This window comes from Burkholderia sp. 9775_39, assembly GCF_015712225.1.
GTDB classification, from domain to species: domain Bacteria; phylum Pseudomonadota; class Gammaproteobacteria; order Burkholderiales; family Burkholderiaceae; genus Burkholderia; species Burkholderia cenocepacia.
In genome coordinates this window covers 196903-209819 of sequence record NZ_JACCQC010000009.1, presented here as the reverse complement: position 1 = coordinate 209819, position 12917 = coordinate 196903, and the positions used below count along the sequence as shown (strand labels likewise).

13 protein-coding genes are annotated in these 12917 nt (G+C 66.1%); 5 read left to right on the top strand and 8 right to left on the bottom strand.

Translation table 11 applies throughout. The features are described from left to right. Positions 1-176: 176 nt before the first annotated feature. Positions 177-1805, top strand: coding sequence for a histidine-type phosphatase (locus tag H0X90_RS15130; protein ID WP_077189907.1), 1629 nt, complete (start codon positions 177-179; stop codon positions 1803-1805). Between the two features lie 90 nt (positions 1806-1895). Here the strand turns inward: H0X90_RS15130 and H0X90_RS15125 are convergent, their stop codons facing one another. From H0X90_RS15125 to H0X90_RS15115, 3 genes are all read right to left on the bottom strand, one after another. Beyond that, positions 1896-2426, bottom strand: a complete 531-nt coding sequence (locus tag H0X90_RS15125; RefSeq protein WP_077189804.1) for a YcxB family protein — start codon at positions 2424-2426, stop codon at positions 1896-1898. A gap of 231 nt (positions 2427-2657) precedes the next feature. Further along, entirely contained in the window at positions 2658-3341 is a 684-nt protein-coding gene (locus H0X90_RS15120) for an alanyl-tRNA editing protein (RefSeq protein WP_077189805.1), read from the bottom strand. Positions 3342-3377: 36 nt separating this feature from the next. Further along, entirely contained in the window at positions 3378-4397 is a 1020-nt protein-coding gene (locus H0X90_RS15115) for a sterol desaturase family protein (RefSeq protein ID WP_077189908.1), read from the bottom strand. Positions 4398-4491: 94 nt separating this feature from the next. On the opposite strand from H0X90_RS15115, the gene H0X90_RS15110 reads away from it, so the two are divergent. Both H0X90_RS15110 and H0X90_RS15105 read left to right on the top strand, forming a co-directional pair. Further along, complete coding sequence (locus H0X90_RS15110; protein WP_006494522.1) at positions 4492-5538, top strand: AraC family transcriptional regulator; 1047 nt, start codon at positions 4492-4494, stop codon at positions 5536-5538. Positions 5539-5624: 86 nt separating this feature from the next. After that, entirely contained in the window at positions 5625-5930 is a 306-nt protein-coding gene (locus H0X90_RS15105; protein ID WP_006483216.1) for a hypothetical protein, read from the top strand. Positions 5931-5950: 20 nt separating this feature from the next. Here the strand turns inward: H0X90_RS15105 and H0X90_RS15100 are convergent, their stop codons facing one another. Continuing rightward, positions 5951-6247: a hypothetical protein gene (locus H0X90_RS15100; protein WP_058902530.1), complete on the bottom strand. Its 297-nt coding sequence runs from the start codon at positions 6245-6247 to the stop codon at positions 5951-5953. A 425-nt stretch (positions 6248-6672) separates the two neighbouring features. Between H0X90_RS15100 and H0X90_RS15095 the strand changes: the two genes are divergently transcribed. Then, a complete protein-coding gene (locus H0X90_RS15095; protein ID WP_077189806.1) occupies positions 6673-8277 on the top strand; it encodes an EAL domain-containing protein in 1605 nt (534 codons plus the stop codon). A gap of 18 nt (positions 8278-8295) precedes the next feature. On the opposite strand, the gene H0X90_RS15090 is transcribed toward H0X90_RS15095, so the two are convergent. The 4 genes from H0X90_RS15090 to kduI form a co-directional block, all read right to left on the bottom strand. Next, a complete protein-coding gene (locus H0X90_RS15090; protein WP_034203450.1) occupies positions 8296-8667 on the bottom strand; it encodes a hypothetical protein in 372 nt (123 codons plus the stop codon). 65 nt (positions 8668-8732) lie between these two features. Beyond that, complete coding sequence (gene kdgR, locus H0X90_RS15085) at positions 8733-9629, bottom strand: DNA-binding transcriptional regulator KdgR (RefSeq protein WP_077189807.1); 897 nt, start codon at positions 9627-9629, stop codon at positions 8733-8735. A 59-nt stretch (positions 9630-9688) separates the two neighbouring features. Beyond that, a complete protein-coding gene (gene kduD / locus H0X90_RS15080; protein ID WP_077189808.1) occupies positions 9689-10495 on the bottom strand; it encodes a 2-dehydro-3-deoxy-D-gluconate 5-dehydrogenase KduD in 807 nt (268 codons plus the stop codon). Between the two features lie 4 nt (positions 10496-10499). Further along, a complete protein-coding gene (gene kduI, locus H0X90_RS15075; protein WP_077189809.1) occupies positions 10500-11336 on the bottom strand; it encodes a 5-dehydro-4-deoxy-D-glucuronate isomerase in 837 nt (278 codons plus the stop codon). Positions 11337-11617: 281 nt separating this feature from the next. Here kduI and kdgT point away from each other — a divergent pair, with 281 nt between their 5' ends. Next, positions 11618-12637, top strand: a complete 1020-nt coding sequence (gene kdgT, locus H0X90_RS15070) for a 2-keto-3-deoxygluconate transporter (RefSeq protein ID WP_006494531.1) — start codon at positions 11618-11620, stop codon at positions 12635-12637. Positions 12638-12917 lie beyond the last annotated feature (280 nt).

Sequence of the window (12917 nt, the reverse complement as noted above, 5' to 3'; positions counted from 1 at the left end):
GCCCCCGGGCCGGCCGCAGCCGGCCATCATCGTCGATCCGGCGGCAATCCGACGATTGTCCGACCGCATCCTGACATTCTGCTGTCAAAGTCGCTTGCAACACTCCGGGGCTCGACCACATTGCCCCGGAGACGGTACGACGCGCATGCGCATCGTGCCGTCCGTTGCCCGCCACGATGACACGCCCGACCCGCACCGCCGCCGCCCTCACGATCGCCTGTCTGTTGCTCGCCGCCTGCGGCGGGGATGATGACCCGACGCCGCCCGCCACGTCGGTCGACAACAACGGCACGGCGCCCGCACCGCAACCGCAACCTCAGCCCACGCCTGACCCGGCGCCCGCGACCTACTACCAGACGAAGACGCCGTACCGCCCGCAGCAGGACGCCGCGACCTACGAAGCGCCGCCGGCCGGCTACGCGCCGGTCTACACCGAACTCGTCGCACGGCACGGCTCGCGCGGGCTGTCGGGCTTCAAGTACGACGGCGCGATCTACGCGATGCTGGTCAAGGCCGAGGCCGACGGCGCGCTGACCGCGCTGGGCGCGCAACTCAAGGCCGACACGTACGCGATGATGAAGGCCAATGCGCTGCTCGGCTACGGCGTGCAGGGCATCTCGACACCCGGGTACGGCAACCTCACGCAAACCGGCATCCGCGAACATCAGCAACTCGCCGCGCGTCTCGCGCAGCGGCTGCCTGCGCTGTTCGCCGCGGGCAACCGGCAGGTGGTCGTCGTCAACTCGGGCCAGGATCGCGCGGTCGACAGCTCGACGTATTTCTCGGCGGCGCTCGTTGCCGCGCAGCCGGCACTGGCGCCGGCCATCACGCTGCCGGCCGCACCGGCCGGTTATCCGGCGAACGCACCGGTCGCGCAGCCGGCCGGCACCAATCGCTTCCTGCTGTATTTCCATTCGCTGAAGCCGGCCACCGATCTCGTGACCGACACGAGCGATCCGTACTACGCGACCTATCAGGCGAGCCAGGCATACCAGGCCTATGCAAACGACGCGACGGTGGCCGCGAAGCTGAAGGCGATCAAGGCCGCGCCCCAAGCGGCCGACGTCGCGCAAACGGTGCTGTCCGCGCTCGTGTCGCCGGCCTTCATCGCGAAGCTCGGCACCGACGGCTACACGTTCGCGAACACCGGCACCTATGCGTTTACATCGACGGACGGCAAGTTCACCAACACGCTGAAGGGCGACGGCAAGACGAAGATCGCGACGGCCGTCGATGCGGTGAACGTGCTGTACAACCTGCTGCAGGTTGCGCCGGCCATGACCGCGGAAACCGGCGGCGTCACGATGGAGAAATACATCGGTGCCGAGCAGGCGCAGTATCTCGCGTACCTGCAGGACGCCGAGGACTACTACCAGAAAGGGCCCGGCATCCAGGAAGCGAACCCGGTGACGTACCGGATGGCGAAGGTGCTGCAGGACGATTTCTTCGGTGAAGTCGATGCGATCGCGCGCGGCGACCTGACGCATGCCGCGAAGCTGCGCTTCACGCACGCGGAGATCGTGATTCCGTTCGCGTCGATCATGAACCTGAAGAACGTGTTCGTGCCGACGCCGCAAGCGCAGACGTACACGTATGCGAACAATCCGTGGCGCGGCGACCAGGTGTCGCCGATGGCCGCGAACATGCAATGGGATGTTTATCGCAACGGGACGCGGCTCATCGTGAAGATGCTGTACAACGAGCGCGAAACGGATTTCCAGGCCGCGTGCGACGGCGCGAAGATCGCGCCGACCAGCCACTTCTACGACTACGCGGGGCTGAAGCAGTGTTACGGGTATCAGTGACGTGAGGCGGCAAGGCATTCCGGCCGGACGCGCGCCTTGAAACCCGGACGACGCAGACCGTCCGGACTTCGTCATGCGCGCCGCGGCTCGCTAGACTTTGCGCACGCCGTTCTGAAGCAGCATTCGATGCAGGAATGCGGCTTGTTCCTCGTCCAGCACGCGCTTCGGTACCACTCGAAACATCACCAATGACTGATAAAGCAGGATCAGTTGACGATCCTCGCTGAAGTGGATGAGATCCGCATAGCGAATTTCGTCGCGCGAAGTCGGCGTTTCGACAACGAAGCGGTCGCCTTGGAAAACGACCGTGTGAAACTGATGAAGCGTCCTTTGCTGGTCGTAAATCTTGCGCGCTGCGCGCGGCAATACCAGATGATTCAAGAACGGCACACCGATAGCAACGACGGCCGCGATTCCCGCGGCCATCCAGACATAGCGCCATTCCGGCAAGTTTCCGCTTGCTATCCGGACGCCGACGACGAGCAGGACGACGTACGCGATCGCAACGATTGAAAACGATTTGAGCAGGTATTTCCCGTTGTACCTGCGCCAAAGGTTCTGGCGGTATGCGTGGACGAGATCATCCACGGTGACTTGAAAAACAACTTTGGTATCGCTCATAGGCGGGCTCGGAACGTTCTCTGATTCTTGTACTTGCTCTGAATTCTTCATCGCGAGCACCGCGTTCCGGACGGACAGTAGTGCGGTGCGCGCATGGCGACGTGCAAACGAAGCCGCGCGATATCGGCGGCCAGGCGATGCACGGCGACAATATACATGCGGGGAACAATACCTGTGCGAAACGTTGCATCGGCGACGTCACCTGGCTTTTCGTACCGGTGCGCCTGAAGGTCAGGCGCCCGGGCCACCCCAATGCCCGCCCGCCACCATCTGCGGCTCGAGCAGCATCACCTCGATCCGCTCCTTGCCCTTCCCGGTGTTCTTTCGCTTGAGCGTCAGCATGCCGATCTCGCCGGTCGACGCCGGATGCGTGCCGCCGCACGCCATCGTCGCGAAGCCGTCGACCGTCCAGAACCGGCGCTGCGCATCGATATCGCTGAAATCGGTCACGATGCGCAGGTCGCGCTTCGACAGATCGGCTGCGGCCGATTCGATCTCGGGGAACAGCGGCGCGAGGCTCGCCTCGCTCGCGAAATCGATGCGCGCCTTGTCCTGCGCAATATGCGCGCCGATACGCTCGATGCCCGGCCGGAGCCGATAGACCAGTTGCAGCACCATTTCGGCCGCGAAGTGCAGCCGCATCAGCCGGTAGCGTCGCGCCCAGTCGATGCGCCAGGTCACGCGATCCCCGACGCGCAGCACATGGTCGTGCGCAAGTGTATAGACGATGTCGAGGCCCTGCTTGTCGGCCCGGATGACCGGATGGTCGCCCAGCGAACCCGCATCGCTTTCCTGGCCGCCTGAAAACGCGAAGAAGATCGTCGCCTCCACCTGCACGCGGTCGCCGTCGACATGCTTGACGACGGTATCGAGCGTGGTCCGGTACGGATCGTCCCAGAATACTTTTTTCGTCATCGCCAGCCTCGCCTTTTGCTGAGGAAAACTGGCAGGCTAGCCGGAACGCGTGCGGGCGGCTTGTACGATCTTGCGCCCGGCGGCCGGTGCCTCTTCGTCGGGCGCGGCCCGCGGTATCGCGGCGGCAGCTTCCTCCCCTTTCCGCTCGACGCTCCACGTATGGATCGGCCGATGCCCGGGCCGCTCCCACTCGGGCGGCATCCACAGATGCTTCAAGCGCTGCAGAACCGGCCCGGGTGCGAGCACATCGCGCCACATGTCGACGAATTCGTGAACGTTCAGAACAAGAAAGTTGTACGAACGAATCTGCTGCGTGATGCCGTAGTCGACCGGCTCCGTTTCCTCGACATAGGTGCCGAACATCCGGTCGAAGATGATCAGCACGCCGCCGTAGTTGCGGTCGATGTACCGCGGATTGCGGCCATGATGCGCGCGATGGTTCGACGGCGTGTCGAACACGTACTCGAACCAGCGCGGCAGCCGGCCGATCGCTTCGGTATGCACGAAGTACTGGTACGCGAGATCGACGGCAAGCAGGAACAGCACGACGGCGGGCGGAATGCCGAGCCACACCGGCGGCAGATAGAACAGGAACACGCCGACGAACGCGTTCAGCAGCGACTGGCGCATCGCCGTCGTGAAGTTCATCACCTCGCCGCTGTGATGCGGCACGTGTGCGGCCCAGAACCAGCGCACGCGGTGCGACGTGCGATGAAACCAGTAGTAGCAGAACTCGACGACGACGAAGATCGGCACGATCGTGAAACCGTTCACCGGCACGTCGAACAGCCGGTGTCGATAGACCCACGCGAAGATCGCACCGGTCAACAGCAATCCCGTCACGGTCTCGGCCACCTGATAACCGGCGCCGAGCGACAGGTTCGCGACGATCTCCTTCCAGCGAAACGGCTCGCGGCGGCCGCGCCGGGTCATTACCGCGTACTCGACCGCAAATGCGATCAGGAACACCGGCGTCATGCCGATCAGCAGCACCTGCTTCCAGTCCACGTCGTTACCCAGGAACGCATGGAGCCACGTCATCAACTCGGTCGGCATGTCGGCAGCCTCGATCGGGAACTGCCGCGCAGTATGGTCGCGCACGGGTCGGCCCGCGTTGACACTTGCCGACGATTACTTGACACTTTCCGCCATGCCCGCCGCCTCCCCGCTCGCGACCCAGCGCATCTACTACTCGAGCACGTACGTGCGGCTGCTGTTCGACTATCTGTCCGGGCAGGGCAAGGATGCGGCGCGCGTGCTCGGCGAGGCACGGCCACCCGAGGACGACCGCGGGCTGACGCTGTACGCGAGCGCGCATTGGCGGCGTCTGCTCGAACGCGCGGCCGATGCGCTCGACGATCCGCTGCTCGGCCTGCACGTCGGCCAGCGGATCACGCCCGCGCATCTCGGCGCGCTCGGCTATGCGCTGCATGCGTGCCGCGACGCCGGCGCGGCGCTCGCGCGCTGGCAGCAATACGAACACTTGATCGCGAACGTCGCGCGCATGGAAGTGCGCGTCGAGGCAACGTCAGTGGCGATCGAATGGCACGATGCACCGGAACCACTCGGCCCGCTCGTCGACGAAGTCGCGCTGACCGCCATCGTGCAATTCGCGCGCAATATCACCGGCACGCGCACCGGGCCCGACGAAGTCTGCTTCGTGCATCCGTCGCCCGGCGACGAACAGCCGTACCGCGACTACTTCGGCTGCCCCGTCCGGTTCGGCCAGCCGGTGAACCGGCTCGCGTTCCCGTTGCGCTTGCTCACGCAGCCGCTGCAGCGGCCCGACGACGCGCTGCGGCAAATGATGGAACGCCAGGCGAGCGCGCTGCTCGCGGAACTGCGGCAGACGGACGATCTCGAACAGTCGGTGCGCGAGGCCGTCGCGCGTCTGCTGACGCAGGGTGAAGTGAGCATCGAGCAGATCGCGTCGGATCTGCATGTGTCGTCCCGCACGCTGCATCGCCGGCTGGCCGGGCTCGGGCTGAACTTCCGGCGCCTGCGCGAGGATACGCGGCGGCGGCTCGCGATCGATCATCTGAACGATCCGCGGCTCACGCTCGCCGAAGTGGCCTGGTTGCTCGGCTATTCCGAACACAGCGCGTTTACACGCGCCTTTCGGCGCTGGACCGGGGAATCGCCGCAGCAGTGGCGCAGCCGTCAGCCGGCGCGGGCAGCCAGCGTCGCGCGCGGCTGAGCGGCTGTTGGGGCGGGCGCACGCATCGCGCGCGGACGAACTCGCATCGGCTCGCGTGGTCGAACCCGCATCGCCGGAGAACCCTCATGAAACGCGTCGCCCTTGCCGCCGCCCTGACCCTGTTTGCCGCCTTCAACGCGCCGGCCATCGCCGGTGCGTCCTCCGGCGCTGTCGCGCCGGTTCCGGCTCAGGCCCACGCGAAAAATTGCGTGCCGTCGCGGGATGCCGCGCCAGGCGCCCGTTCGCCGTCCGGCGCACCGCCGATCCGCGTATGCGTCGGCGACGCCGACACGCAACTGAACCTGCCGTGGTTCCTGACCGACGTGCTCACCGCGGTGGACACGCATCAGTCGCCAAGCGGCCTGCTCCACAAGATGCGCAACGATTTCTGAAGCGCAGCCGCCCCCATCGTTCATGGCCCGTCGGCGCGCTTCAGCACCTCGATGAACGTGCCGACGATGCCGGCCCACATGGCAGGATCGGCAATACGCTCCAGCAGCACCCGCAATGCCCGTCGTTCTTCGTTCGACAGCACGCCATGCGTGCCGCGGATGCTGTCGTAGCGCGGCGTGCCGCGCGACGCGAGTGCGCGATCGAGCGAGTAGTCGCGCGCCTGTCCATCCACTGCAATCCTGATCCACAGCGAACCGCCGTCCGCCACGGCGGCGCCATCGGTCACGATGACCGTGGGTCCGGCATTTTCTTCCATCGTCACGCTCCGGTTTGACGCCCTGGCAGGAGTCTGCCGCCGGCCGCGCCACATGGAAATGTTTCTTTTTGAGACACAATCACAAAACCACATCAATATTTAAACAACAATATTTCGTAATATCGCGCCGCGTCTTATACTTGCCGCGCACCATCCTCGTGCCAAGAGACGGTGTTTTTTGTCCCGGCTGCACACACTGTGCGGCCGGGGCTTTTTTCGGTACGCTGCGTCGATATACATGCTCAATGCGCGCATGTTATTGAGGAATGCTGCCAGATGAAGGGTCGATCGCGACAGGCCGAGCCGATGCCGTCGCGCCGGCCGAATCGACCGGCGTCCCGAAACCGGCGCGCGAGCCGCATGGCCCGAATCGGGCATGCGGGATGCGCGCCGTTGGCGCATCGACCGGTTCGACTTGCCACGCCATGCGTACAACACCAAAGGCAACCGCGGGACTGTGGGCGCTCACGCCCGGCTCGAAGCCCCTTTTCCATCGCCGCGGCGCGTGGCCGCGCGTCGTGTTTTTCGCCGCCGTGATCATTTGCGTGCTCGTGCCCGCGTTCGCGATCGTGCTGGCCGACCGCTACGCGCGCGATGCCGTCACCGCGCATGAGCGCGTCGTGGCAAACGACATCGTGGCTTCCGTGGACCGCATTCTGGACGGCGTGCGCCTTCGACACGCGGACGAGCTGACCGCACTGGTCGGGCGGCCGTGCGCGACGGTGTTCCGGACACTCGCCGAAGTGGGCACTCGCCTGCGCTATCTGCGGGCGGTCGCGCTGGTAAATGACGGGCGCGTGATGTGTTCGTCGGCGCTCGGCTCGATCGACCTGCCGCTCGCCGCATATGCGCGCGAACCCGAACCGGGATCGATGATCGTCACGCTGCTGCGCCAGACGCCGTTCCAGCATGGCATTCCGGTACTGTCCGCGTTCCGCGCGACCGCGCGCGGCGCGGGCGTCCTGTACCTGATCGAAGGCGACTACGTCGCCGACGCGCTGAACCACGGCACCGGCGATGGCGCGGAAACGGCCACGCTGTCGATCGCGGGTTCGGGCCGTCTCGATCAGCACGGCAAGTTCGCGCCGAAAACGGCGGCCGGCCCCGTCGGCGGCAGCACGATGGCGTCGCAGCGCTGGCCGTTCACGGTGTCGGTCATCGCCTCGGCGCGCTACGCGGCACAGGTGCAGCGCCACTACCGGCTGATCTGCGCGACGATCGTGCTGCTGGCCGACAGCCTCGTGATGGCCGCCTACCTGCTCGCGATGGCCCCGCGGCGGCTGTTGCTGAAAGCCGTGCGCCACGCGCTCAGGCGCAACGAATTCCATGTCGTGTACCAGCCGATCGTCGACGTGCAGACGCGCAGGACGGTCGGCGTCGAAGCGTTGCTGCGCTGGCACCATCCGAAGTGGGGGGCCATCAGCCCGGCCGCATTCATCCCGCAGGTGGAATCCAGCACCGTGCTGCCGAAGGTCACCGAATTCGTGCTGCGCACGGCCGTGTCCGAACTGACCGCGCTGACGCCGTCCGCGCCGCTGCGCATCGCCGTGAACGTTGCGCCGCAGGATCTCGAGCGCGGGCGGTTCGTGGCCGTCGTCGAGGAGGCGATCCGCGCGCTGCCGCCCGGCTTCACGCTGGTGCTCGAAGTCACCGAGCGCATCCTGCTGGAGAAGAACGCGCGAACCACCGAGATCTTCCAGACGCTGCGCTCGAAAGGCGCGAAGTTCGCGATCGACGATTTCGGCACGCATCACAGCAATCTCGACATGCTGTCGCGCTTTCCGTTCGACTACGTGAAGATCGATCGGCAGTTCATCTCGCAACTGGACGGCGGCAGCGCGAGGCTGATCGAAGGGATCGCGGCCGTCGCGCACCACTACGGCCTGAAGATCATCGCGGAAGGCGTGGAGACGGAAGCGCAGCATCGCGCGCTGCATGCGGTCGGGATCCAGTATGCGCAGGGATATCTCTACCAGCGGCCGCTGCGCGCGGAGAACCTGAAGCGCGATTTCGCCTGGGCGCCGGTGTAGCGGCGCCGCCGACGGCGACTACTGCGCGCCGTATCGACCGTCGAGGCGCACGCGGCCCTGCTCGACCCATCCTTCGAAGTCGTCGCCGGTCTTGCCGTTCACGTACATGATGTTGTACCAGCGCCCGTGCGACTTGTAGACGGTCACCGAATCGCCGGGAACGATGAAGGTCTGCTTCGTCATGCAGTGCGCGTCGGGCGCCGAGTAGAAATACGCGCGCCCCGTGCCGATCACCGTACCCGACGCCGGCGGCCGGAAGTTGTCGTCCGGGCCGCTCGTGGCCGCATCGAGCTGCCCGCAATCGACCGCGCGCGTCGCGTGCGCGCCGCTCGCAGCCAGGCTCGCGCCGAGCACCAGCATCGCGATGCCCATGCGCATCGTCATTTTCATCTGCATGATCAAGTTCCGTATGCCGTCTGGTTGTTTCGGCGTGCCGGTTCGCGCCCGGCACACGCTCAATCCTGCGCGATGGTCGTCGCTTCGACGCCCGCCGCTTCCGGATGATGCCCGAGCCGGGCGGAAATCGCCTGCCCGGCCTCCTTCAGCAACGCGACATAATGCGCCTTCGTGTCCGCGCCGCACCGCATCGTCGGGAACGACAGCGACAACCCCGCGATCACGCGACCGAAACGGTCGAACACCGGCACCGCGAGACACAGCAGACCGTCTTCCTGCTCCTCGTTGTCCTCGCCGTAGCCCTGCTGCCGCACGTGCGGCAGGATGCTCATCACCGCGTCCGCCGACGCCAGCGTCTTCGCGGTCGACTTCCTGAACTCGATGCCGGCCAGCACCGCACGCGCGTCGCCGGGCGTCATCCATGCGAGCAGCACCTTGCCGATCGCGGTGCTGTACAGCGGATTGCGCCGGCCGATCCGCGACTGCATGCGCAGCCCGTAATCGGCGTCGATCTTGTGGATGTAGATGATCGCGTCCTCGTCGAACGCGCCGAGATGCACGGCTTCGCGCGTCAGTTGCCCGATGCGGCGCATCTCGAGATCGGCCTCGCGCACGAGGTCCACGCTTTCCAGCGCCTTGCTGCCGAGCTCGAACAGCCGGATCGTCAGCCGGTAGCGGTCGGTCTCGCCTTCCTGCGCGACGTAGCCGAGCGTCTTGAGCGTCTGCAGGAAGCGATGCACCGTCGTCTTCGACATGCCGAGCTGGTGCGACAGTTCGCTGATGCCGATCTCGCGGCGCTCGCCGAGCGCGGCGAGGATCGTGAAGACCTTGCCGACCGCGGCGACCGAATCGGGCTTCTCGACGCTCCCTGCCGCCGACGGGTCGGCCCCCGGTTGGCCGCCACCGGTTTCCTGGTTCGCCTGATCGCGCTTGCGCTGCCTGGGCGTTGCTGTCATGTCCGTGAATCCGTGAGATGCGAATCGGGAGAGCATAACGCGTTCATCGCGCGAGCCGGTCAGCGCGCGAGCCAACCGCCGTCGACGGCCAGCGTATGGCCGTGCACGTAGTCCGACGCGCGCGACGCGAGGAACACCGCCGCGCCCGCGAGATCGTCCGGCACGCCCCAGCGGCCGGCCGGGATGCGGCCGAGGATTTCGTCGCTGCGCCGGCTGTCCTCGCGCAACTGCGCGGTGTTGTCGGTCTCCATGTAGCCGGGCGCGATCGCGTTCACGTTGATGCCGCGCGCGGCCCATTCGTTCGCGAGCAGCCGCGTGAGGCCCAGCACGCCGCTCTTCGACGCCGTGTACGACGGCACGCGAATGCCGCCCTGGAACGACAGCATCGACGCGACGTTCACGATCTTGCCGCCGCGCCCCTGCCGCACCATCTGCCGCGCGACGGCCTGCGACAGGAAGAACACGCTCTTCAGGTTCACGTCGATCACGGCGTCCCAGTCGGCTTCGGTGAACGCGAGCGCATCGCAGCGGCGAATCATGCCCGCGTTGTTGACGAGGATGTCGACGTGGCCGTACGCATCGACCGCATCCTCGACGATCCGCTCGACCGGCTCGAGCGTCGACAGATCCGCGCGCACGTCGACGAAGCGCCGCCCGGCGGCCGCGACGCGCGCCGACGTTGCATCGGATGACGAACGATTCGCACCGACGATGTCGCACCCGGCCGACGCGAGCGCGACGGCCATCGCCGCGCCGAGCCCCGTGTTGCAGCCGGTGACGATCGCGACCTTGCCGTTGAGGTCGAACAGGCGGGCGAGCGCGGCATGCGCGCCGGCGGCGGGAAGTTCGGGCGTTTCGCGTTTCATGATGTCAGCGCAGGTCGGCGACGGCGATGTGATCCATGTCCTTGAACACCTGGTTCTCGCCGACCATCCCCCAGATGAACGTGTATGCCTGCGTGCCGACGCCGGAATGAATCGACCAGCTCGGCGAAATCACGGCTTGCTCGTTGTGCACCACCACGTGACGCGTCTCCCTCGGTTCGCCGAGCAGATGGAACACGGCCGCGTCGGCGGCGAGATTGAAGTAGAAATACACCTCCATCCGCCGCTCGTGCGTGTGACACGGCATCGTGTTCCACAGGCTGCCGGGCTCGAGTTTCGTCATCCCCATCGACAACTGGCAGGTCGGCAATACGTCGGGCACGATGAACTTGTAGATCGTGCGACGGTTGCTCGTGGCCGCGTCGCCGAGCGTTTCGGGCGATGCCTGCGCGAGCGTGATCGTGCGGGTCGGATAGGCCGTGTGCGCGGGCGCGCAGTTCAGGTAGAACTTCGCCTGCCGCGCGTGATCGTCGCTGCCGAACACGACACCCTGCCCGCCTTGCCCGATATAGATCGCCTCTTCGGTGCCCACCGCATGACGCTGCCCGTCGACCTCGACCCAGCCCGGCCCGCCGATGTTGATCGCCCCGAGTTCGCGCCGCGCCAGCAGATGGCTCACGCCCATCGCGGCGCCGAGCGACGCCGGCACCTCGACCGGCCGCGTGGCCGGCCACGCGCCGCCGACGATGATGCGGTCGATATGGCTGTAGGTGAGCGACAGCGCGTCCGGCGCGAACACGTTCTCCACCAGGAAATGCCGGCGCAGGCCGGCCGTGTCGAGCGCCTTCGCGTGTTCGCTGTGTATGCCCTGTCGCACGTCCATGCCGGTTCTCCGTTGGGGAATGGGCAGGCCGCCGGCACCGTCGCCGCCGCTCGCCCTGATGAAGATTGAAGCACACATTTATCAAATTCGGAACGTCGATCCGGATTTTCGACCCAGCTTCGTCGGTCGATCAATTCCTTTGCTGCCAAAGCCATCGCGTCTTACGGGTATACGACTACCGATGAAATTCACAAAAACGGACCATCGTTCCGAATCCTGTCCTATAGTCAGTCAGCAGACATCATTCGACAACGGGACGCATCGACGTCCACGGAGGAGACGTGAAGCTGAAACAGGCCATCGACCGCATTCCGGGCGGGCTCATGCTGGTCCCGATGCTGCTGGGTGCGTGCGTGCATACGTTCGCCCCGAACGCCGGAAAGTACTTCGGTTCGTTCACCAACGGCCTGATCGCCGGCACGGTGCCGATCCTCGCCGTCTGGTTCTTCTGCATGGGCGCGACGATCAACCTGCGCGCGACGGGCGTCGTGTTGCGCAAATCGGGCACGCTGCTCGCGACCAAGATCGTGGTCGCGTGGCTCGCGACGCTGATCGCCGCGCAGTTCATCCCCGACGACGGCATCCGCACGGGCCTGTTCGCGGGCCTGTCGCTGCTCGCGATCACGACGTCGATGGACATGACCAACGGCGGCCTCTATGCGGCCGTGATGCAGCAGTACGGCAGCAAGGAAGAAGCCGGCGCGTTCGTGCTGATGTCGATCGAATCGGGGCCGCTCGTCAGCATGCTGATTCTCGGCGCGGCGGGCGTCGCGGTGTTCGAGACGCGGCTCTTCGTCGGCGCGGTGCTGCCGTTCCTGATCGGCTTCACGCTCGGCAACCTCGATGAAGACCTGCGCGAGTTGTTCGGGCGCTGCGTGCATCCGCTGATTCCGTTCTTCGGCTTCGCGCTCGGCAACGGCATCGATCTGAACGTGATTGCGAAGAGCGGGCTGCCGGGTATCGCACTCGGGCTCGCGGTGATCGTCGTGACGGGCGTGCCGTTGATTCTGGCGGACAAGTTCGTGGGCGGCGGCAACGGGACGGCCGGACTTGCCGCGTCGTCGACGGCCGGCGCCGCGGTCGCGAACCCGGCGATCATCGGCGAGATGATTCCGAAGTTCAAACCGATGGTGCCGGCGGCGACGGCGATCGTCGCGACCGCGTGCCTCGTGACGGCGATCCTCGTGCCGATTCTGACGGCGATGTGGGCGAAGCGGGCGGCGAGGGTGTCAGGGGTGCCGGTGAGGGTCGCCGCGCGGGTCGGGAATGGCGGGGCGATCGAGCATGAGGGGCATGTCTGAGGAGGGACAGCGATCGCCCGGTGATTCGCCGCCTTCGGCTTCTACGACGACGGCATTCCGTGGGACGTTTCCGCCGTGTCGCGGCTCACGGGAGCGTAGAACACGCGGCACCACACCCGGTAAACCACACAGGCGCCGCCGAGGGTCACGATCGCCATCGTGATCGGCAACACGCGCATGCCGATGTGGACTCCGGGATCAATCAGTCGTCAGGTGCGCGATGCCGGTTGGCCGGGCGGGTGGTCGACGGACGGCGATGCGTCGTCCTGGTGAAAAGGTG